General features: G+C 44.4%; 15 protein-coding genes. 8 read left to right on the forward strand and 7 right to left on the reverse strand.

Annotation, left to right across the window (positions count from 1 at the left end; genetic code table 11):
• Positions 1 to 111 precede the first annotated feature (111 nt).
• Together GCHA_RS16630 and GCHA_RS16635 are read left to right on the forward strand one after the other, a co-directional pair.
• Complete coding sequence (locus tag GCHA_RS16630) at positions 112 to 1,173, forward strand: M12 family metallopeptidase (RefSeq protein ID WP_039992671.1); 1,062 nt, start codon at positions 112 to 114, stop codon at positions 1,171 to 1,173.
• A gap of 177 nt (positions 1,174 to 1,350) precedes the next feature.
• Entirely contained in the window at positions 1,351 to 2,067 is a 717-nt protein-coding gene (locus GCHA_RS16635) for an SGNH/GDSL hydrolase family protein (protein WP_007990312.1), read from the forward strand.
• A 59-nt stretch (positions 2,068 to 2,126) separates the two neighbouring features.
• Here GCHA_RS16635 and GCHA_RS16640 read toward each other — a convergent pair whose 3' ends face one another.
• A complete protein-coding gene (locus GCHA_RS16640) occupies positions 2,127 to 2,633 on the reverse strand; it encodes an AAA family ATPase (RefSeq protein ID WP_007990314.1) in 507 nt (168 codons plus the stop codon).
• Between the two features lie 153 nt (positions 2,634 to 2,786).
• On the opposite strand from GCHA_RS16640, the gene GCHA_RS16645 reads away from it, so the two are divergent.
• From GCHA_RS16645 to GCHA_RS16655, 3 genes are read left to right on the forward strand one after another with little or no spacing between them, the layout of a single operon-like run.
• The gene (locus GCHA_RS16645; protein ID WP_007990316.1) at positions 2,787 to 3,791 is read left to right on the forward strand and encodes an aspartate carbamoyltransferase; all 1,005 of its coding nucleotides are present in this window, start codon (positions 2,787 to 2,789) and stop codon (positions 3,789 to 3,791) included.
• Positions 3,792 to 3,844: 53 nt separating this feature from the next.
• A complete protein-coding gene (gene hemL / locus GCHA_RS16650; protein ID WP_039992692.1) occupies positions 3,845 to 5,140 on the forward strand; it encodes a glutamate-1-semialdehyde 2,1-aminomutase in 1,296 nt (431 codons plus the stop codon).
• Positions 5,141 to 5,183: 43 nt separating this feature from the next.
• Positions 5,184 to 6,278 (forward strand): adenylate/guanylate cyclase domain-containing protein, encoded by a 1,095-nt coding sequence (locus tag GCHA_RS16655; protein ID WP_007990319.1) that lies wholly within the window; start codon positions 5,184 to 5,186, stop codon positions 6,276 to 6,278.
• A gap of 187 nt (positions 6,279 to 6,465) precedes the next feature.
• Here GCHA_RS16655 and GCHA_RS16660 read toward each other — a convergent pair whose 3' ends face one another.
• The 3 genes from GCHA_RS16660 to GCHA_RS16670 all read right to left on the reverse strand — a co-directional run bounded on the left by GCHA_RS16660 (position 6,466) and on the right by GCHA_RS16670 (position 12,557).
• Positions 6,466 to 7,386 (reverse strand): Dyp-type peroxidase, encoded by a 921-nt coding sequence (locus GCHA_RS16660; RefSeq protein ID WP_007990320.1) that lies wholly within the window; start codon positions 7,384 to 7,386, stop codon positions 6,466 to 6,468.
• Between the two features lie 265 nt (positions 7,387 to 7,651).
• Positions 7,652 to 8,785 (reverse strand): hypothetical protein, encoded by a 1,134-nt coding sequence (locus tag GCHA_RS16665; protein WP_272994995.1) that lies wholly within the window; start codon positions 8,783 to 8,785, stop codon positions 7,652 to 7,654.
• 88 nt (positions 8,786 to 8,873) lie between these two features.
• Positions 8,874 to 12,557 (reverse strand): hypothetical protein, encoded by a 3,684-nt coding sequence (locus tag GCHA_RS16670; RefSeq protein ID WP_007990323.1) that lies wholly within the window; start codon positions 12,555 to 12,557, stop codon positions 8,874 to 8,876.
• A 328-nt stretch (positions 12,558 to 12,885) separates the two neighbouring features.
• Here GCHA_RS16670 and GCHA_RS16675 point away from each other — a divergent pair, with 328 nt between their 5' ends.
• A complete protein-coding gene (locus tag GCHA_RS16675; protein WP_007990324.1) occupies positions 12,886 to 16,047 on the forward strand; it encodes a ligand-binding sensor domain-containing protein in 3,162 nt (1,053 codons plus the stop codon).
• A gap of 56 nt (positions 16,048 to 16,103) precedes the next feature.
• Positions 16,104 to 16,895: a response regulator transcription factor gene (locus tag GCHA_RS16680; RefSeq protein WP_007990325.1), complete on the forward strand. Its 792-nt coding sequence runs from the start codon at positions 16,104 to 16,106 to the stop codon at positions 16,893 to 16,895.
• Between the two features lie 124 nt (positions 16,896 to 17,019).
• Here GCHA_RS16680 and GCHA_RS16685 read toward each other — a convergent pair whose 3' ends face one another.
• Positions 17,020 to 18,288, reverse strand: a complete 1,269-nt coding sequence (locus GCHA_RS16685) for an ammonium transporter (RefSeq protein ID WP_007990326.1) — start codon at positions 18,286 to 18,288, stop codon at positions 17,020 to 17,022.
• 20 nt (positions 18,289 to 18,308) lie between these two features.
• A complete protein-coding gene (gene glnK / locus GCHA_RS16690) occupies positions 18,309 to 18,647 on the reverse strand; it encodes a P-II family nitrogen regulator (protein WP_006992692.1) in 339 nt (112 codons plus the stop codon).
• A gap of 463 nt (positions 18,648 to 19,110) precedes the next feature.
• On the opposite strand from glnK, the gene GCHA_RS16695 reads away from it, so the two are divergent.
• Positions 19,111 to 19,932, forward strand: a complete 822-nt coding sequence (locus GCHA_RS16695) for a hypothetical protein (protein WP_007990328.1) — start codon at positions 19,111 to 19,113, stop codon at positions 19,930 to 19,932.
• A gap of 12 nt (positions 19,933 to 19,944) precedes the next feature.
• On the opposite strand, the gene mrcB is transcribed toward GCHA_RS16695, so the two are convergent.
• A complete protein-coding gene (gene mrcB, locus GCHA_RS16700) occupies positions 19,945 to 22,269 on the reverse strand; it encodes a penicillin-binding protein 1B (protein ID WP_007990330.1) in 2,325 nt (774 codons plus the stop codon).
• Between the last annotated feature and the right edge of the window lie 100 nt (positions 22,270 to 22,369).

Below are 22,369 nucleotides of genomic sequence, written 5' to 3' on the forward strand. Positions count from 1 at the left end.
ACCCGCCTCAATTTACGAAGAGACAGTACCTTTTACAGTCGAAATTACGCTTTGCCCAGCGTGATCTTGCTTGTTCGCTATTTAGGTTGTCTCCCCCAGAAGGATTTGAACATGAAAACATGTGAGCACGTTACCCCGAGCATTTGCTCTCTCCCCCTAGTAGAACCGCGTAAACTTGCAGCTAATATTGACAGAAACCGTGAATCATTGGTTCGTTACATCGAAAAAAAATGGGTCAATCACACCTCTCTACATTTCTACTTTATGCAAGATCAACCACAGCTAAAAGGAGCAGAGAATCAATTACAAGCAGTCAGGGATGCATTCAAAGAATGGAAAGCATTAGGGATAGGATTAGATTTCATAGAAGTCGCTCGAGCTTCAGAGGCTGAGTTTAGAATAGGCTTTACTCCTGGGAGTTCCTGGTCTTATGTGGGCAGGGATTGCATTGACTTGGTCCCAAACCCACAAGAACAAACTATGAATTTTGGCTGGGACCTCACCACGCCATACGGACGTGACACGGCACTACACGAAATTGGCCATGCTTTGGGGTTCCCTCATGAACATCAGAACCACAAAGCAGGAATTGTTTGGGATGAAGATGCCGTTTATGCAAACTTCGCGGCCTATCCTAATTATTGGGATCAAGCGACAACCTACCATAATATTATTCGTAAGATCTCCCCGCAAGATGCAACAGGTTCCCCTTGGGACAAAGATTCCATCATGCATTATCAATTTGACGCAGGTTTAATTCTCTCCCCTACTGAATTTCAAAATGCACCGCTCATTCCAGCTCCCGGTCTGTCAGACATGGATATACAAGAGGCACTTAAATTCTACCCAAATAATAGTGCCTCTCAATGGCCCCAATTGACGCCGTTTCTATCGCATAAGCTGGATATTATGCCAAGTGAACAGCTAGATTTTATTATTGAGCCTGACATCAGCCGCACCTACAATATACAAACATTTGGTAGTTTAGATACTGTTATAGTGCTGTTTGAAGATGATAACGCAGAGCCTATCTATTTAGCTGGAGATGATGATAGTGGCACTGATTACAACGCTAAAATATCGTTACGACTGATCAACGGCCGCCGATACTATTTACGCTTACGGTTATATAGTGCAGGGGCGTCTGGTGAAGGTGGTATCATGCTCTGGTAATAATCTAGGCCAGAATGTAAAAACTCTGGCCTTATTTGAGTCTTCTCACTTTCAATCACTCCCCTCACTAAAATGCAACATCCCGTAGCTAAAAATTAACATTCTTCGCTAAAGCGCTTGCCCCGCAGCACTATGCTTTATAGGATTAGGCACACTTTTTTCTCACATGGATGTAACATGTTCTACCACCTTGCCACCGTGCTACTGGCTGTGTTGTTCTTTGCCCAAGGCAAATACGTCAGGCGCGTGACACCCAAGCTACCTGAGCCAGAGGGTTTAAGAAAAGGGATTTACGGCAATGGTTCCCCCACGTCTTTGTTAATAATGGGTGACTCTTCGGCTGCGGGCGTTGGGGTTGAACTGCAGCAATACGCACTGGCCGGTAGTATGTTAAATGCCTTGGGGTCCCACTATCAGGTTGCGTGGGAGCTCATGGCAAAAACCGGAGATACATCAACCCAATTACTTGAAAAGATTCAACAGCTAGACACCCATCAACACTATGAAACGGTTGTTATCTCTATCGGTGTGAATGACGTAACAGGGCTGACATCTTCTGCGAAGTGGACACACAATCTTGGATTAATCGCCGCTGCCCTTCAGGAGAAATTAGGCGCGAAACGGGTGCTGTTTTCAAGCCTGCCACCTATGCACTTATTTCCGGCCTTACCTCAGCCGTTACGTTGGTGGTTGGGCACAAGAGCAAAGCATTTTAATGCCTTAGCGCAAGACGTCTGTCATTCTCAACCACACTGCCACTTTATCAGTGCGCCTTTTCCAATAGATCAACGTTTTATCGCCACAGATGGCTTTCATCCGGGCGCGTTAGCTTATCAACTTTGGGGGGAATACCTGGCAAGGGTGTTACAGGAGCAACTAACAAAACACAATTAAATATTCGAAGAAAACATACGAAAATACATATGTGATTTTGCGTAAATTATTTCGCTAACCTAATAGTTCACATTCTCAACAATACGCTGCTTTTTACCCTTGTAAGCCTCGAACAAAGTATTGTGCGCAGCCTGTGAAAACGTATCGCTACGCTCTGCGTATTGCCGTATCCAATCAATAAGCATGGGCAAGTTCGCATCTTGCGCTTCTTTTGACGCGTACTTATGTGATTCCCACGGCCGACTTCGCGCATTATTAACACAGGCTTCTAAGGGTAAATCCATATAAATGAGCTCAGTTGCTTGCTCAACCAGTTCGCTCAGCAAATCACTGTAACAGCCTTCAATAACCCAGTTCTTTTGCGTTCGGGTAAATGCATTAATACTCAGCATGGAATCAGCAACAGGCGCCCGCTCTGGAACATCTGTGGGCAACCAAGCAAGTGTGTCTAAGTCAAGATGCGCTATTTTCAACCCGTTGGCTAAGTGCTTAGCCAAGGTTGACTTGCCTGAACCTGAGTTACCAAAAATAACGATACGCGTTGGTTCATTATCCTGTGTTGTCATAGCCTTCCCTGTTTACGTCTAAGGTTACTTATGCTGAAAAACGAATTTATCATGAGTTAATGACAAATTGACGAATCATTACAATAGATTTCGCTTTATTCGTCATAAGTTTGATAAAATCGCCGCGGTTTTCTCAACATAGGCGCAGGGCATATGAAATTCGAAGGTAGTCACATTCTTTCTGTTAACCAATTCGATCGTGAATCGATAGAGCGCGTGTTTGATGTTGCCAATCAAATGGTGCCCTATGCAAAACGACAGAAACGTACCACTGTGCTAGAAGGGGCCATTCTTGGTAACTTATTTTTTGAGCCCAGTACCCGTACCCGAGTCAGTTTTGGCACTGCTTTTAATTTGCTTGGTGGCGAAGTGCGCGAAACCACAGGCATGAGTAATTCTGCGTTAGCTAAAGGTGAGTCATTGTACGATACCGCCCGCGTTCTCAGCGGTTATTCTGATATTATTACCATGCGCCACCCTGACTCAGGCTCAGTGGCTGAATTTTCTCAAGGTAGTCGCGTACCTGTGATAAATGGCGGTGACGGAGCCAACGAACACCCCACTCAAGCCTTACTTGATTTGTACACCATTCAAAAAGAGCTGCTTTATCATGGAGGAAACATTGATGGTCTACATATCGCTATGATGGGAGATTTGAAATACGGAAGAACGGTTCATTCTCTTAGCAAGTTACTTTGCTTGTTTAAGAATATTCGTTTCACTTTGATTTCTCCAAAAGAACTGGCCATGCCAGATTCGATTCTAAGCGCAATAGAAGATGCTGGTCACCGCTACACCATCAGTGAAACCATTGAAGGTAACTTTGATGCGGATATCTGTTATCAAACACGTGTACAAGAAGAGCGCTTTGGCTCACAAGAAGAAGCAAACTTGTATCGGGGTAAGTTCCGCTTAAACCAGCAAATTTACACTAAACATTTTCAATCAAAAACGGTGATCATGCACCCTTTGCCCAGAGATTCACGCACTGAGGCTAACGAGCTAGACAATGATTTGAATATGAACCCTAATCTCGCTATTTTCCGCCAAACCGACAATGGCGTATTGGTGCGTATGGCCTTATTCGCCTTAACGTTAGGGGTAGAAGACATCGTCAGTAAATTCGACAAAGAAGTGCATTGGTACAGCGGCCACTAACACCGCCTGTGTCACTTAGCCATTTCTAAACGTAATAAGAGAAGATGAACAATATGCAAAAGTCAGAACAATTATTCAGCCGTGCTCAAAAGCACATCCCAGGTGGCGTCAACTCTCCCGTGCGCGCATTTAAAGCCGTTGGTGGTACACCACCGTTTATTGAAAAAGCCGATGGCCCTTATTTATATGACGCTGACGGCAAACAATATATTGATTACGTCCAGTCGTGGGGACCGATGGTGCTAGGCCACAACAATCCACAAATCCGCCAAGCGGTGATTGATGCGGCTCATAAGGGTCTGAGTTTTGGTGCCCCTACTGAAGCCGAAGTGACCATTGCTGATCTCGTCAGCGAGTTAGTCCCTTCGATGGAAATGCTACGCATGGTTAACTCAGGTACCGAAGCGACGATGAGCGCTATTCGTCTGGCCAGGGGTTATACTAAACGCGATAAAATTTTGAAGTTCGAAGGCTGTTATCACGGCCATGCCGATGCTTTATTGGTTAAAGCAGGCTCTGGCGCCTTAACCTTTGGTGTTCCAAGCTCCCCAGGTATACCAGCAGATTTTGCCAAGCACACCCTGACAATGGAATACAATAATATCGACTCGGTTGTTCAAGCTTTTGAACAATACCCAGATGATATTGCATGTATCATTGTTGAACCTGTTGCAGGCAACATGAACTGTATTCCCCCTGTAGATGGTTTCCTGCAAGGACTGCGTGATGTATGCGACCAATACGGTGCGGTACTGATTTTTGATGAAGTAATGACGGGTTTTCGTGTGGCCTTAGGTGGCGCGCAAGCTAAATACAAGATTGAGCCAGATTTAACCTGCCTAGGGAAAGTGATTGGTGGTGGTATGCCAGTTGGCGCCTTTGGCGGCAAAAGAGACATCATGCAACACATCGCACCCTCCGGTCCTGTGTATCAAGCAGGTACCTTGTCAGGCAACCCTGTGGCTATGGCCGCTGGCTTAGCTGCGTTAAACCAAGTCAAGCGCCCAGGCTTATATGATGAGCTTAGCGAAGCGACCAAAACGTTAGCAGAAGGTATTAAAACCATCGCCGACAGTCTTAATATTCCTATGAGTGTTAACTATGCAGGTAGCATGTTCGGACTATTCTTTACTGATGTTGAACGCGTGACTAACTACCAACAAGCGATCAACTGCAACACCGAACAGTTCAATCACTTCTATCATGGCATGTTAGAAAATGGTGTGTATTTAGCACCCGCGTCATATGAAGCAGGCTTTGTTTCAGCGCAACATAATCCAGAAGTAATACAGCAGACCCTACAAATTGCTGAGAAGGTTCTGGCTGACGTAACCAAAAAGTTCGGTTAATGTAGCAATATCCGTCACTCGCCAGCGAAGCAATGTAAGTTCTATGTTAGAAACTGTCTCTCAGCCCTTACCACTTGCTTTGCTAGCGTTGTGCATTATTTGCTTCATCATAATTGCTTTTTTACTATATAAACTGTCCAAACTCAGTACCTCTAAAAGTCACAAAACCTCAGTAAAGCTGCGCAGTGTTAATCAAAAAAAGCAGATTGACGTTCCCTCTGATCGCTTCGAACAAAAAGCGGATGAAGCCCTACGTTTACGCCACACGTTTCAAAAATTCGTACCAAAACAGTTTGTAGACCACTTTGCCAAGCATGGCGCCACAGTCCTAGAGTTAGGTCACGCGGTGGAAGACGATGTGGCCATTTTGTTTTGTGATATTCGTGGCTTCACCGGCCTATCAGAGAAAATGAGTCCGCAAGAATTAATGCGCTTTTTGAACTCATATTTCTTGAGGATGAACGACCCCATCCATCTCAATTCTGGTTTCATTGATAAATTTATTGGTGATGCCATTATGGCGTTGTTTGACCATCCAGATGGGGGCGACGAAGACAAAGCCCAAGACGCCCTTTGTGCCGCGCTCGACTTACGTCGAGCCTTAACAATATACAATCAGCACAGGCAAAACAGTGGCTATGCATCGATAGATATGGGGATTGGCATTCATTTTGGTCCTGTGGTGTTAGGTACTGTTGGCTCAGATGACCGCATGGACACCACCGTTATTGGCGACAGTGTTAATATTGCCTATCGCCTTGAAGCGTTAGCCCCCATTTACCAATGCGACATTGTTGTAAGCGCTCAAGCATTGCAACAAGCTGCACAACCAGAGCGGTTCACATCAAGATTGCTCGATTGGGTAAAAGTCAAAGGGCGCAGCAACGCCATAGAGATTCACGAAGTAATCGCCCATTTACCGCAAGAGCAGCAACAACTGAAGCAAAGTAACAGTGCGCTAATTAAGCAAGGTTTAGGGTATCGCTTTAAGCAAAATTGGGTTCAGGCAATAAATTGCTTTGAACAAGCGGCTAAGCTAAGCCCAGAGGATCACCTGCCCCGGCTACATATCCTGCAATGCCAGCAACTGGCAGAAAGCGCTTTGCCGGAAAATTGGGACGGCACAGTGCAGTTATAGACTGCCTTTTATAAATGGGGGAAGTAGCTGGATTTAAGCGATAAAAAGAGGGCAGCCATTGCGCTGCCCTTAAAGGTTCACGGAACACATACATTAAGCCCGAAAAGGCGGCCTTATAGTAGGTGCTTTGTATGACAAAAGCATGGCTGATACATTACGTTAACGTGACACGCTCTGTAAAATGTAACTAGTTAGCTCGTTGTTTGATAAAGGTCAGTGAAGGCGCAAAAAAAGCAGCTCCAGTTTCTGCACTGGTAAAATCCAAAAAGCGGTCGTACTCACCATTTTCATCATTCATAAGCATACTACGCAGCATATGCTCGAAAGGCTTAGGACTTCGAGCACAACTGACGAAAAACAGCCCCTGCACATGCATATCTCCGTAAGGCATGCTCTGACGTAAAAGACGCATAGCTTGATTTTGCGTGTCCGTGACTTGCGTACAATCATAGTGACTACGCGGGGACTTAAACGCGTCGCTTAACGGGCTGTTATCTGACTTTTTACGACCCATAATGTATTCTTGCTGATAGGTCGACAATTGCTCCCATTTGGCAATATTGTGGCGATAGCGTTGAACATGTAAGTAACTGCCACCAGCGAAGTCGGGGTCAAGTTCCCCCACCAAAGCAATATCCAATTTTTGCATGCCTTTGGGGTTGTCATCGGCGTATATAAACCCTGTTAGATCACGGCCATCTAAATATCTGAATCCACGTATATCTTCAATCAAATCTACATGATTTCCCAGCAAACGCATGATTTCCATCGCGAGGGCGTGGCAAACATCGGCACGGTCAGCACGAATTTGAATGAATAGGTCGCATGGGGCAACTGGGGCACCGCGATCGTCGCACTGCACATCAGGAAAGGGGGCCAACTCTACCGGTATTAGCCCAGGATATACCTCGTGCCAGTAGCTACTACCGATCGCAACAACCCCTGTGACCATAGCCTCATAATATTCTTCGTCATAATGGGCAATTAGATCAACAATTTGCGCGATTTTGACCCGCATAGCGTGATCATCGTCGTCGTTCACATTGAGCAATAAATACAGGGCATGCAAGCTTGCTTCAGCACAAATCCCTTTTTGTGGTTGTGGCATAAAATTCTTAGTGTGGTTGTGGTTTTAGTCAAGCGTTATGCTCATACTGGGAATACAATCCCGATGAATATGAATACCCTCTTGCACGGGGCTTTACGCTAATAACTAATATACGCGATTTTCACCGTTACGCATAATCCCTGCCACTAGAATACGCCACGACAAGAGTTCCCGCTGTGCATATAAAGCGAAAACACCTTTTAGCGCTTTTAAAAGCCAGCCGCTGAGCATGAGCAAAGCGACTATCAATATAAATTACCCTAATTTAGAACGAGTAACTAAACGTTGCCCCCAAGGCAAACTGATATGCGCTCTTGGTGGCTAATTTGTCTAGAGCTAGAGTAACGTCCAGCCACTTAGTATCTAATATCAGGTGCGGCGTGGCACGCTCTATATCAATCAGCAAGGTTAAGCGACTTTCTTCCGCCAAGGAAACACTCGCACCCAATAAATAAAAAGCTTGGCTAGCGATATAACGCAGTTGTGTGTGCATAACCACCTTGTCAAATTGATAGGCAGCTTCAAGTTTTACCCGTTTTGGTAATTGGTAATCATGCGAGGCGCTGGTTTCGATACCACTGTATAACGGTTTGAAGCCGGTTATTCCACTGGCTCTAGTGTATTGATTGTCGGTATCAACTAAGCCGTCACTTAGGCCTGCGTCGTCCAATGAGAAGCGAGAATATAGATCCTGGGCATCGAGACGTAACAAGAGAGCCGATGTGACCCGCCATGCTAATGCGATATCCACAGTATAACCCGTTCCACTGTCATTCCAGCGCTCCCCTTTGACGTTGGGGCGCTTCAAAAAGTTATTATCAGTGTAGTGTTCCGTTAACTGGCCGGTACCTTGCAATTCACCCGCACTATTTTGAGTCAAAGTACCGCTTAATCTGGAATCTCGCGCTCCGGCAACGGCCCAATAACCTAACTTAATATGACTAAAAAAATGTTCATTCTGCCATTGATAACCAAGTCGAAGACCTTTCGCTCGGTTCTCTCGCAGTGCTAGAGAGAGGTTGTAAGTTTGCGTCTTTTCAAACGGTAGATCCGTGCGATCCGCATAGAACGCAGCGGCGGTATCAGGGTTGGTACGTACAAAATAATCCACTCGATACGCTGGGTTGATACTCCAATTATTTATCAGAATTTCGCTACCCAGTTCGTTTTGACTAAATGCGAGATCAGCATCGTCTTTCGGTTTGGTGTGCCACTCGTCTTCTACTAATTGTTTTATCGGCAAAATATGACTGTAAGATTCACTCTTAAAATACATACTGACTTGAGAAGGCGGTGAAAACTGCTGTGAAGACTCACTTGCATGAACAGCGGCTACACACATGGGTAAACCAACACTGGCGAGCAGAGAATATTTAAATATATTTAGTTTTAGCATCATCTTTTACGAAGGAATTAACAACGAGAGAAGCATGCCACTCACAAAGTGAATGACATGCTTTTAAAGGTTATGAAAATGAATGAGGTAACTACAGGCTTTCTACTGTTTCATCAGCGTAAAGCACCATAATAACCCCATCACGGTCGACGATTTCGGCAGCAACTTCAGCATTTGAACCAACCAGTATTTGGCCAAGAGAAGCTTCGCCTTGTGCATCAGCCTGCGCCTCAACGTTACTGAGCACCAAGGTGACACTTTCGCTGTTTCTAACGATGTAAGCGTCCTCTTGCTCGGTGTTGGCGTTAACCGTGAACGAACGTTGAGTTTCCTCATCTGGGATTTGATATTGAACGTCTAACGAAAACTGCCCCTCTTCCCGCGCACTTCGTTGACCTTGCAATGTCAAATCAAGCACATAGTCCCCTAACGTCACCCCTACAGATAAAGCGGCATTAACGTCAAAGTAGGTTTCATCATCTTCTAGCATTGTGCTTGATTCTGGCTCCGCTATAACAGCGTCAAAGCGGGTGCTCGCTCCAGCAGCTAGAGTTGAGAGTTCTTCGGCACTTAAGCGAATGTTATAAACCCCTTGTTCAGCAACAGTATAATCATCAAAGCTGTACTGAAGTTCTGTTAGCGAATCACCATTGTTGTACTCCATCAAACCGGAAAATACATCTAAAGCGTTGCTTACTGTTAGCGGGTCATAGCCGATCGTAATTTGATCGAAAAAATCATCCCATCGTTCGTTGGCAGAAAGATAATAATTAGAGCTTGGATGATTGACTATTTCATCAGAGCCATAGTTAATTAAATTACCTTCGCTATCAAAGTATTCACCATAAAAAACAGTAACTGCATATCCATCAGCAATACCATCATCGTTAGCATCCCCAGGAATCAATAGCAAACGTTGTGCTTGACTAAACTGTTGATAAAAAGTCGCCTGCATATTTACCAATAGCAATGGTTTATCAAGGTTTCTAGCCGTTTTTTCAACACTAATATGCTGCTTAAATACCTCACCATTTTGATCCGTAGATAATATCGAAACCTCATGGTTACCCGCTTCATCTTCAACATAGCTTGTGGTCGCCATTAATTGATCGGCTAGCGTAGCGGTCACCATATTGGCATCTTCACTGACATCAATATTCAAGGCACCTTCAATGCGAGCTTGATAGAGTATGCCGCTGAACGACACATCCGCCCCTGGTGTAACTTGGCCAATATTTTCTTCTGTCCACAGTAGGGCTGCGTTACCTAAGTCCGGCAAGTAAAATACGAAAGGTTTAGGGTAATCTTCGCGAGCCGCTACGAAAAGGTCCGCTGCATTATTCGCTTGGTACATCAAGTCGGAGTATAACCAACTCACTTGGGTTAACTCTTCGAAACTGTAATAGAAACCGACAGAATATGTCGTACGCGAAACAACATTGCCTTGAACATCGATGATCTCGCCCTGACCGTTAAACATGTTGTCTCGGTCGATTTCAAAATCTTCTAGGTTGTTAGAGCTAAACTGTAGCCAATAGACTTCAAAGCCACCGACGCTACCATCATTGTTAAACACGGGTTCTACCGTTTGTGACGTAACGTAATACCCACCATCCTCATACTTGTAGGCCTTTGTGATAAAGAAGGATTCAGAGGGGTTGCCATTAAAGCCACCACTACTGACTATGACAGCTTCGTAACCATTACCAAAAAAGTCTTCACTTGGCACATCAGCCACATAACTAAAGGTCTGTTTGTAGGCACCTTCACTGAAGCTCAGTGGTTCAAATACACTTGTGCTGGTGTAACCTAGGTGATCTGTCTCTTCAGGTACAATCGTTTTTAAGGTCAAGCCGTCTTCCGACACTTGAATGCCATACACGTCATCTATTTCACGACCAATATAAGTGAATTCAGGGGCTTGGTAGCCATCAGCATTCGCCACATCAACCGTAAGTGAAGCACGTACTTCATTGCCACTAAGTGAACTGAAGCGACCAGCTAAACTAAGCATCTCTGGCAGAGCGACAACTTCGGACTGAGGGATATACAAATTTCCATTGTTGACTTGATGGTCGTGATCTTCTCTCAGGCGAGCGATTTCTAGCGGCAGTAATTTAGCCGAGACTTGACCGCTAAATGTCACAGGGTCTGTTACCGTATCATTGGCTTTTTGCGCCAAGGTAACATCAAGAGCTAATTCCCCTGCAATGGGCATGACGTCCACATCTCGACCTTGCAAGTAATCTAAGCTTTCGGCAGCTTCTGCAAGCTCAAGTGAAATCTGACTGCCCGGTGCAATCACAAAACTCGCGTGGGTATTGTCTAGCTCCCCTTCTAGCGCTAGGGTTACTTTTGTACCAGTATCGTCAAGCGAGACATTCGTAGTCAACTTCACTACTTGACCGTCGGCGGAAGAAGCATCAATAGCATACAGGTAATTTTCTTCATCAAAGGTAATACTACCGGTTATACCTTCAGCGTCGATAAGCTCGCTGATGGTAAACTGGGTTTGTGTTTCGCTTTCGTCTTCTAGCACTAAACTGAGTTGCGTGACGGCTTGAGCCACTTGGCTGAGCAATACAAAGTCATCGGCCTGGGCTTCTATCATTTGTCCTGCTTCATCTAGCAAGGTTAAATACTCCTCGCCTAACGTGGTCACTGCGGCATTTTCGTCGCTTTGTAAATCGAACAAATTTGCTAACACGCGCACATCATCAACCATAGCTCTGGCTTTGGCCACTGCATCACCTTGGGTGACAGTATCGGCTCCTACCGCTACTCGTCCGCTTTCACCCGCCAGTAGGTTATTATTTTGTTGTTCGTTGGCTAGTTTTACATCAAGCTGAGATAACGAGGTGAGAAGCGCTTGAGTATCAGTTAGTTCAGCGTTATCGGCTACTTGCTGAGCAACCGTGTTTGCCGCTGATTGTGCGCCCGATAGTACATCGCTGATCGCCAATTCAAAATCGTCATCTTCATCTTGGCTATTCAGTAATTGACCATTACCTTCTATCAGATCAGCCGCAAGCGCGGCAAACTTCTCTGACATCACATTTTCTGCACTGCTTTCACCAGCGAATAACGCTTGGGCGATACCCGCATTAATCAGCCCGTAGCGCAGCTCGTTGGCGTTATCTTCAGCAGCGACTTGTGCACTATCTTCAACTGACGTTGGGGTTTGACTTGATAAACTACCTTGAATTTTGAAGGTGTTGGCAATAATGGCACTTTGCTCAGTGATCACCTCTGCACTAATGGTCTCTTGCTGTTCAACCAATAAGGTCGCTAAGTGTGTCAATGCAGAAACGTTAATTTGAGTTTCTTCGCCTGACGTAACATTCGCTACTGAGGATAAGGTAAAGTTTGGATCTAGTGCGGTTAAATCGACTGTTTCACCAAATTCGGCGCTACCACAGCCCGAAGGAGCATCACACACCATAGTCGTTGGGCTATCGCTGTCTACTGACAGTTCTACCTTAATAGGGCCTGTATAATCCAACACGGTAAAGGTATAACCGCCTTGCGCATCTGTTTTTATTTCACTGTCTTTTAGCTCATCACCGGATAGGGCTATCGCTTCGCCATCAACATATTTGAATACAGTGACAACTGCATTGGCTAATAAACCTTTAATCGCTTTTCCACTAATGGTGGTTTCCACTGGGGCAGGCGCGACAACGACGGGTGCATCGATACTATCGTTAGAAGAACCACCACATGCACTGAGCAACGCTGCTACTGACATGGAAACTAACGTCTTGTGTGCTTTCATACTTATCCTTAATCAACTTCTAGCATTTTTTATTATCATTCGCTGCTGTTGCTCCAAACCATCCCATAAACGCTTCTCAAAATAGAATGAAACAAACCTCAACAGTGTCTCCTTTGAATCGATGTCAAAGGTTAAAACGTTAGAAAGTATTACACCGCTTTTAGTGTCGCTAAAAAGTCACTAATAAGCTGATAAACAAAGGGCTGCGGCGATTTACCTCAGGTAAAAGAATGAATTAGCACAATAAATGAATAAACTTTAATAGTTTCCTAGACCGATGAAATTTTGCATACTTAGTTTTTGTAAGCCCTTGACACATGGACGTTTTGTGCAGTTTTTTATTCTTTTAATCAGTCTGATTTTATGCAGTTTTTCCGCGTTATCCGTACCGCAAACAAAGCAACAAGCGGTAAAGCGAGACTTCTATTTCGATAACATTTCACTAGAACAAGGACTAAACCAAGCATCTGTTTACAGCCTAGCGAATGACCAATATGGCTTTACGTGGATAGGCACTCAAGACGGGCTCCATCGCTTTGATGGCAATACGGTTACCTTAGTCGATCTCAGCCCTAGTTCTTTGCCTAAGTATCGTTACATTCGCGACATTAAAGCTTTCGATGAGCGTCTTTTTGTTGCCACTCTAGATGGATTGGTCGTTGTTGAACAATTAACAGGCAACAAACAATATGTTGATCTATCGGGTGCTGGGGTGTATTCCATTACGCAAGTAAAGGACACATTTTGGTTAGGGACGGATCGCGGTATTTATATACTGAACAACGCGCTTCATATTCAAGCATTTTACGGTGGTGAAACCTCACCACGCTCACTGCCAGTCGACTATTGCGCCAAGGCACAACAAACAGTGGAATGTCACTTTTTTGTACGTAAGATTTTATATCACCCAGAACGTGAAAAAGTATGGTTTAGTGGCAATAACGAACTGTTTGCATACAACTTGAAAGACCTTCAATTTGTCTCACAACCACTGAGTCAGCAATCTACTCAAAATAACCATATTCAGGATATGTTATTTGACGACGAAGGTGGGCTCTGGCTGGCAACCGATAACGGCTTACATTTTTTAAGCGCCGCAGGCGGCTACCATCACATATACGCTGATTCAGATATATCAGATACCCTATCAGCCAACCGAATCCTTACGCTGGCGTTAGATACAAACAATACGTTGTGGGTCGGTACGCGCTTTGGGTTAAATTATCGCTCACTTGATGCTAAACAGCCTTTGCAACGTGGCTGGACTAACATCTACCACAATAATTTGAGCTACCATTCTTTATTAAGCAATACGGTACGCAAAATAGTGTTGGATGAAGCTGGTCGTATCTGGGTAGGTACAAACCGCGGGCTATCGGTAACCAATTTGCAACGTAAGCAAGTCGCTATATATCGGGCAACAGACAGTCAAACGTACAACAATTATATTTTGTCATTCACCGAGCAAACAGCTGGCAAATATTGGGTAGGCACGCTAGCTGGCTTGTATCTGTTTGATGAGAACCGTGCTCAACCCATTTCTGCATTGGGCAATCAAGTCATTTATGACACCTTGCAATCCGGTGATTTTTTGTGGGTGGCGGCGCGTAATAACCTGTATCAAGTAGACGCCCACACACATGAAGTCATTCAGCATTTTGACGAAACCAACTCCCCCATAGGCGCTTCTTATAACTACAGTTTGGCCATAAAGGACGATACTTTATGGATTGGCTCAACAGTGGGTTTAGTCTCTTTTGACACCAACAATCGAACATGGCACGTGTGGGGAACCGAACATGCCATGGGTAGAAAAGATATTTATACACTTACGATGAAAGACACAAAAGTGCTGATCGGTACGGGTGGCGGTTTAAGTATTTTTGACTTAACCAGTCATCAATTTCGCCATTTCGATGAGCACAACTCAGACTTAAAGACCGATTGGGTGTTCGATATTACTCCTTGGCATGATGAGAAGTATTTTGTTGCCACGGATGGTGGGGTATACATTTTCGATGAAAACCTCAGCAGCTTTGAATATCTGGGGATCACTCAAGGCAACGCTTATTCTGTCGTGATACAAAAACCAGCGCCTGATTTACACGACGATACGCTGTGGGTGACATCGAATAACGGCGTGTATAAATATTCTATGCAAACAGGCAAAGCATTGGTACTCAAAGAAGAACATGGTTTATCAAGCAACGAACATAATCTCAACGCAGCCTTACTGGATACTCAACAGCGATTAGTGCTGGGAACAATTAATGGTTTTGTAGTGTTTGACCCTAAAACCTTTATCACGAAAGATGTGCCGTCTTATTCTCGCGTTATTTCAAGCATTGAGTACGCTGGCGAGACCTATGGCCTGTGGCAAAAAGTACCGCAAATTACCTCAGGCCCCATGTTTTTGACCCAGCAATTAACACTTGATTGGGCCGTACGAGATTTCACTCTCACCTTTAGCAATCCATATTTCGGTTTAGTGACGCCTGAGGCTAAAAATATAGATTATCGCACACCGAATTTAAGCTTGAGCCGACTAGCAAATGGGCAATTCACTGTCCCTTTATCCACCAAGACTGATGACGTGCTTAGCGTCGTCAAGAAAGGCCATCCTTTACTTTCTCCTATCGCCTATTTCGGCTACCTAATCTTAGTTTCGCTACTCATCTTTATTATACTCAAATGGCTGTACGATCGGCGCTATACACGTATGCTGGTAAATAAAAACCGCATGATTTCTGAACAACATAGTCAGATCAAACAACACCTATCCTTTAAGGAAAACCTGTACTTACAAATCCAACACAGTTTTAAATCTCCTATATTTGCCAGTATTGGTTTATCTAAACAAATAGACAAACGTTTGCAGCACAGCAACCTACTCACTCATAGCGACATTGATAGCCTTAAACGTAAAAACCATAAGTTGCAAAGCGCCCTTAGCGATACCTCTGAGTTGATTGATGAGCTTTTACAATTAAGTAAACAAGGCTACCAAGCACCAGTATTTACGTTGCAAGCAATACGCTCAACGATACTTAAAACCGTTGAGTTATTGCAACCTGTCGCCCATGACACTGATGTTTCTATTAAGGTGAAAATAGCCCCCTCCATTCACAACGAATTAAACCTACTCGCCCCAGAAAAAGCCTTGTTTTTGATCCTAGAAAACCTGCTCAGCAATGCCATCAAGTTTTCAGAACAAGGTGGTGTGGTCAATGTATTTGCTGAATTACACGGCGCACAGTTGCAGGTCAATATTCGAGATAGAGGATGTGGATTTGATGAGCAAGATTTAGAGAAGATTTTTCAGTTGCATTATCGCTCTAATAGCAACTCATACAAAAGTAGGGGGTCCGGTGTGGGCTTAACCAATGTAAAGTCGTTGCTCGATATCCTTAATGGCAGCATTGATTTTGTCACTAAAAACAACAACAAAGGCACAAATGTTTGGATTAAAATACCCCTTAGCGAGACGTGAACTAACTAGGTTATTGATGAACGTTTCCCAACCATTTTTCAACACTGTTTGTAACGATGTTAATTGATCACTATTTCGCAGAACTAGATACGCTAACGGAAAACACCCGAAAAGTGATGATCATTGACGACGACAGCTCAATGACTGACTACCTAGAAGAGTTATGCTTGGATCTAAAGGTAGAACCTTTTGTTTATCATGAAGCACTCGTTGCACTTGATAATATCTCGCTGGTCAATCCATCTCTAATTATCGTAGATTGGTTAATGCAGCCGATGAATGGCCTGAACTTCATGCGCGCTGTGCGAAGAAAACATTCTAAAACCGTATTTATGTTGTTTTTAACCGGTTCAGCGCAAAATGACACCCATAAAAAAGCGCTGCAGCACGGGGCGACTGTATTCTTAGAGAAAGCAGAGCGCTATAGCGACATTCTAGAAGAACAAATAAAAACGCTTCTTTCAGCCAGCCCCAGTATGACACAGAGCGAACAAGCCCATTTGAGTGCGCTGGCCATGAACGATAAGGAGTTAGCGGTTTTACTGGATTTTCATCAAGCGGCGCAAAAGCGTATTAAATCTGGCGACAAGCTAAAAGACATATACGCGTTGATGACTCAACCAAAAAGTAAACTGTATCCACTGCTTAACAAATACTTTCAGTTATCTAGCCAAGAATACATTATCAGTTATCGACTCTATTTAGCGTCTAAACTATTACGCCAATTGCCGTCAACACAAGACGTATCAGATGCACTGGGATACTCTAACTCAGCCAATTTTAGTAATGCATTTAAAGCGAAATACACCGCTCCCCCTTTAAAATTTATTAAAACCCTAAGCAAATAAAACGAAAAAGCCTCGCTTAATAAGCGAGGCTTTGATTTTTACTTCACACTCTAGAAAGAATGCAGGGTGGGTACTATTATTATTGTTTGCCCACCATGTGTGTTTTGTTTATCTGAACGCGTGATTAACGACCGGTCGTGAAGTCTGGGTAAGCTTCTAAACCACATTCGCTAATATCAACACCTTCAAATTCTTCTTCTTCAGAGACTCTGATACCCATTACCGCTTTCAGGATTGCCCATACTATCAAGCTAGCAAAGAACACCCATACAAAGATGGTAAGTGCACCGACGAATTGACCTAGGTACGTTGCGCCGTCGTTTGTTGCAGGTACAACCATTACACCGAAGAAACCAACTACGCCGTGAACCGAGATAGCGCCCACTGGATCATCAATTTTCAGTTTATCTAAGCTAATGATTGAGAATACAACAATAATACCACCGATTGCGCCGATAATCGTTGCACCTAACGCTGAAGGTGTAGAAGGTTCAGCGGTAATCGCTACCAAGCCTGCCAACGCACCGTTAAGGACCATGGTTAAGTCAGCTTTCTTAAATAATATTTTGGCCAAGATTAAAGCAGCAACTGCACCACCTGCTGCCGCAGCGTTCGTATTCAAAAATACCATGGCCACTGAGTTAGCATTCGCGATATCACCTAGCTTCAAAACTGAACCGCCGTTAAAGCCAAACCAACCCATCCATAAAATGAATGTACCTAATGTCGCCATTGGTAAGTTAGCGCCTGGAATAGCGTTCACTTTGCCATCCGCGGTGTATTTACCTTTACGAGCACCAAGTAGCAATACGCCCGCAAGCGCTGCAGCGGCACCAGCCATATGTACGATACCTGAACCAGCAAAATCAGAGAATCCGAAGTCGTCGCCTAAGCTGTACATTCCGAAAACAGAGTTGCCGCCCCATGTCCAACCGCCTTCCATAGGATAGATAAAAGCAGTCATCACAACAGCAAAAGCAAGGAAAGCCCAAAGCTTCATGCGCTCAGCCACTGCGCCAGATACGATTGACATAGCGGTTGCAACAAATACTACTTGGAAGAAGAAATCTGATGCACCTGAGTAAATTGAGCCACCTTCAAAACCATCTTCACGACCAGCGAATTCGCCTAATGTTTCTGTTACATCAACACTTTCGATGCCAGTTAAGAAGTAGTCGCCACCGTACATGATGGCGTAACCGCACACTAGGTACATAAGGCAAGAGATCGCAAACAAAGCGATGTTTTTAGTCAGTATTTCAGTGGTGTTTTTTGAGCGGACTAGGCCTGCTTCTAACATTGAGAAGCCGGCGGCCATCCACATAACGAGTGCGCCACACACTAGGAAATAAAACGTATCCATAGCGTATTGTAGGTGAAATGCTTGTTCCATTATTATTATCCTCTGTATCTCTAAATAGCTTCGCCGTCGGTCTCACCCGTACGAATTCTAACTGCGTGCTCTAAGTCATAAACAAAGACTTTACCGTCACCGATTTTGCCTGTTTTGGCTGCACCGACTATGGCTTCTACTAGACGCTCAACTTGGTCGTCTTGAACCGCGACCTCTAGTTTCACTTTAGGTAGGAAATCCACTTGATATTCTGCGCCACGATATAACTCTGTGTGACCTTTTTGACGCCCAAAGCCTTTGACTTCGGTAACGGTTAGACCGTCGATCCCTATTTCAGAAATGGCTTCGCGCACATCATCTAGCTTGAATGGCTTGATGATCGCTGTGACTAGTTTCATATTGCTGCTCCCGATAATTATTATGATATTCACGCTTTGTTTGCATTGAATAGAACAAGAGCTATGCCATAAATTTTATTTAATAAAAATCAGATAGTTACAATAAAAAAGCGGACTTTAGTTGATATGCAGCGCACAATATTGGTTCAATTTTGGACAATTGCACCTAATTAGCGCACGAGGTGGAGAGTAAATTTTGTATCATCTCGTTTCAGAGAGTATTTGCCATCAAATAGATGTCAATAAAGCGCGTTTTTTAGTTTGAAGGACTGCCTAAAAGCCAGCAAAAGCATAGCGAAGCGAACAACCTTAGGCTTGAAGGATAAAAAATAGCGAGGTGCGCTTCATCTTTACACTACCTTTACATTCAAAGCGCTGAACTTATCGGTTCATCTGTTACTCTACTCTGTTTTACTGCCTTATGCCCATTAAGGATCGCGTGCTTACAACAGAACACTACCCAATGAAAGTGGATTTCAGCCCTAGCCTGCCACCCAGACCCAAACCGAAAACGGGTACATTATGGATAATTTTAGCGTCTGTGCTGTTGCATCTAGGCATTCTTTTTCTTGTTGCCCAAACGCCACATGAAATCCCCAACTTCGATACGTCAAAAGATGGCGAAGTGAAAATAAAACCAATTACCGCACGGTTGATCTTTCCGCCTATTGAGGTGCCTGCTGAAGTTGAATCAACACCTGTTGACAGCCTTGAGCCGATAGACAGCCCTGAGCCTATGGACAGCCCTGAGCCAATAAACAGCCCTGAGCCAGTTGTAGCTCCTGAACCGGAGCCAGAAGCCGTTGCCGAAACCGTTCCAGAACCCCCAAACACCGAGGTAGCGCAGCCAAAAACAGAAAGTGAAGCCAGTTTTATGCAGCAAGACCCTTTAGCACCGCCTGAAAGCAGCAAGAAACCGACGCTCGCAGAAGGGCAAGAACAAACCATTGCAGATAAGGTAAAAGGCCAGCTGCACAACAGCACGCAGCAATCGATCGCTGAGTTAGCAGCAGAAGAGGCAGCACGCTATCGACGCGAGCAAACCTCTCCTAGTTTGTTAGACAAACCTGAGCTCAGTCAATTGACTGAGGACGAAAAGCTAGAAAAAGAAAATGAAATACTGGCAGATTGTTCTAGCTACACCAATAAAGGTGTAGCCATATTGGCTGGCTTAACCGGCGGAAATATCAAATGTACCACCACCAATGGTGCAGAATCTTTCATTCAAGACAGGCTAAATAAATCAGCCCACCTTCCTGCAATGAAAGATAAAAAAGACAAGTAATTTACTCATCCATTAGTTACCAAATAAACGTTCCCAAAGTGACTTTTTGAGCGGCCCGCGTACTTCCCCGTTACATGTTTTCGGTACGGGGGGCAGCGCATCTAAAATGGCCGGTACACTGATAGTGTTAGCACACCCTGGGCGACTAAGCGCTCCACTTTCTTCATCGAAATGTGCTATGCCAAGGCCTTTAGGGTAACGCCTAACAAGTGACTTAGGTTGCTGCAGCTTTTGATAACCTACGAATAACTGCATGGCTCCCGTTGCGCCACTTAAATTAATCGGCTCGTTGTTGTCCTTACCCATCCAAGTAGTCACCAAGATGTTATTGTCAAAGCCGCTGAACCAGCTGTCACGATAGTCATCAGTGGTGCCAGTTTTACCCGCCATATTGATGTCGCCGAACGTCTTTCTTATTTGTTTGGCTGTTCCCTCGCGCGTCACTTTATGAAGTGCATAGTTTAATAAGTAAGTCGCTTTTAAATCCGCTCTTTGCTCGCCTCTGGCACTAAACTTCCACAATGGCTTATCTTTAGGAGATAGAACCGCAGTAACTGCATGTAAAGGTATATAGCGCCCGTTATTGGCAATCGTTTGATACATTTGGTTGACTTGCATTGGCGAGAAATTTACTGCGCCTAATGTCATAGCAGGGTAAATATCAATAGGCTCATTCACGCCCAAGCGCCTGATCGTTGAGGCTATATCATCTAAACCGACTTCCATGCCCAGATTTACTGTCGGCACATTCAGTGATTGAGTTAGGGCGTCGACCAACGTCACTTGGCCACGGAATTTTTTGTCCGCATTCTTTGGCTCCCACATTTTACCGTAGGTGCTTTTAAGCTTAATAGCCTCGTCAGTAAGGGGTTTCGCTAAGTTATATTGTGCAGCGCGTTCCAATGCTGTTAAGTAGATCGTCGGCTTAATTAATGAGCCAATGGCACGCTTAGCATCTAAAGCACGATTGAAGCCTTGATACTGAGGATTTGCATCGCCAACAATAGAGCGCACTTCACCACTTTTGATATCAGTGACGACCATAGCGGATTGTAACTGAGTTAATTTCATGCGCTTCTGCTGCGCGGCGACTCCAGCGATCACCGCTTCTTCTGCTTTACGCTGCGCAACCGAGTCTAAAGTGGTAAACACTTTCAAGCCTGACTCCCGCATGTTTGGATCAGCTAACACTGTTTTAAGCTCTCTGCGTACTAAGTTCATAAACGCAGGATGTTTACCTGACTTTAAGCTTGCCCCTGACGCTAAGTTCAAAGGTTGATTAATTGCGTACTCGTATTCACTTCGCTGTAGCTCATTGTTTTCAAAAAGAATACGCAGTACCAGATTTCTGCGCTCCGTGACGCGCTCAGGGTGACGGCGAGGATTATAGTAAGACGGTCCTTTGATGATCCCCACTAACGTGGCAATCTCAGACACGTTCAGTTCAGCTATTGGCCGGTCAAAGTAAAATAAGCTCGCTAAGCCAAACCCATGTACCCCAGTATTACCATTTTGGCCGAGAAAAACCTCGTTTAAATACGCTTCAATAATTTCATCTTTGCTGTAACGCGCATCGATGATCAGCGCCATTAGCGCTTCTTTCGCTTTGCGTACGAGTGACTTTTCATTGGTTAAAAACAGATTTTTCACTAATTGTTGCGTCAAGGTGCTGCCACCTTGAACAGCGCGCCCGGCGGATACATTGGCAATAAGCGCGCGTAAAATCGACAAGGGTGCAATACCGTAATGCTGGTAAAAGTCCTTGTCTTCAACCAATACTAAGGCTTTGATCAAAGACGGGGGTACACCTTTTAAATTAACCAACATGCGGTCTTCTCGGCCACTGCTCATCAAGCGGGTAACCAGCCAAGGCTCTAGGTATATTTCATCCAGCGCTCGGTTATTTTTTAGGTTTCGTAAGCTACTGATGCGGCCATTGGCCAAAGTGATGTCCACTGAAATTTCAGACTCTTGTCCGTGGGGGAAATGAAAAGCCCTGCGCTGAATACGTACCCCCGTTGCTTTTAATTGATACTCCCCCGTATCGTCAGCATGGCGTACTTTTCGATACCCCAGCAACTCTAGCTCTTCGACTATTTCCTTTATAGTGATTTCTTGCTTGAGTTCTAAATGCATTGGCCGAGCAAAAATTTGTGCGGGTACTTGCCACTTATTGCCACTAAATTGCTTTACAATTTGTGCGTCTAAATATACTCCGTAGGCGGCGATAACTGCTGCAATAATAATGAGTAGTCGCCACCAATGGCGCATTAGCCAACGAAATGGATTTAATTTACTTGGCAAAGAAGGCTGTTTTTTTTGGGGCTTTTTCGGCATTTATTGAATACTGTGTCAAAGGGGAGATTTCTTTGTTCTATTGTGACATATCCTACCTGTTAATACAGGTAGGCCTGAAGTAAATAACCGTACCAAAGGT

It is taken from the genome of Paraglaciecola chathamensis S18K6 (assembly GCA_000314955.1).
Taxonomy (GTDB): Bacteria; Pseudomonadota; Gammaproteobacteria; order Enterobacterales; family Alteromonadaceae; genus Paraglaciecola; species Paraglaciecola chathamensis.

What these genes read in the sequence shown, in the direction of transcription:
- mrcB (WP_007990330.1), bottom strand. Translation starts at nt 22,269, where the DNA reads ATGCCGAAAAAGCCCCAAAAAAAACAGCCTTCTTTGCCAAGTAAATTA.
- GCHA_RS16695 (WP_007990328.1), top strand. Translation starts at nt 19,111, where the DNA reads ATGAAAGTGGATTTCAGCCCTAGCCTGCCACCCAGACCCAAACCGAAA.
- GCHA_RS16685 (WP_007990326.1), bottom strand. Translation starts at nt 18,288, where the DNA reads ATGGAACAAGCATTTCACCTACAATACGCTATGGATACGTTTTATTTC.
- GCHA_RS16630 (WP_039992671.1), top strand. Translation starts at nt 112, where the DNA reads ATGAAAACATGTGAGCACGTTACCCCGAGCATTTGCTCTCTCCCCCTA.
- GCHA_RS16645 (WP_007990316.1), top strand. Translation starts at nt 2,787, where the DNA reads ATGAAATTCGAAGGTAGTCACATTCTTTCTGTTAACCAATTCGATCGT.
- GCHA_RS16680 (WP_007990325.1), top strand. Translation starts at nt 16,104, where the DNA reads ATGTTAATTGATCACTATTTCGCAGAACTAGATACGCTAACGGAAAAC.
- GCHA_RS16665 (WP_272994995.1), bottom strand. Translation starts at nt 8,785, where the DNA reads ATGATGCTAAAACTAAATATATTTAAATATTCTCTGCTCGCCAGTGTT.
- GCHA_RS16640 (WP_007990314.1), bottom strand. Translation starts at nt 2,633, where the DNA reads ATGACAACACAGGATAATGAACCAACGCGTATCGTTATTTTTGGTAAC.
- GCHA_RS16655 (WP_007990319.1), top strand. Translation starts at nt 5,184, where the DNA reads ATGTTAGAAACTGTCTCTCAGCCCTTACCACTTGCTTTGCTAGCGTTG.
- hemL (WP_039992692.1), top strand. Translation starts at nt 3,845, where the DNA reads ATGCAAAAGTCAGAACAATTATTCAGCCGTGCTCAAAAGCACATCCCA.
- GCHA_RS16635 (WP_007990312.1), top strand. Translation starts at nt 1,351, where the DNA reads ATGTTCTACCACCTTGCCACCGTGCTACTGGCTGTGTTGTTCTTTGCC.
- GCHA_RS16670 (WP_007990323.1), bottom strand. Translation starts at nt 12,557, where the DNA reads ATGAAAGCACACAAGACGTTAGTTTCCATGTCAGTAGCAGCGTTGCTC.
- GCHA_RS16660 (WP_007990320.1), bottom strand. Translation starts at nt 7,386, where the DNA reads ATGCCACAACCACAAAAAGGGATTTGTGCTGAAGCAAGCTTGCATGCC.
- glnK (WP_006992692.1), bottom strand. Translation starts at nt 18,647, where the DNA reads ATGAAACTAGTCACAGCGATCATCAAGCCATTCAAGCTAGATGATGTG.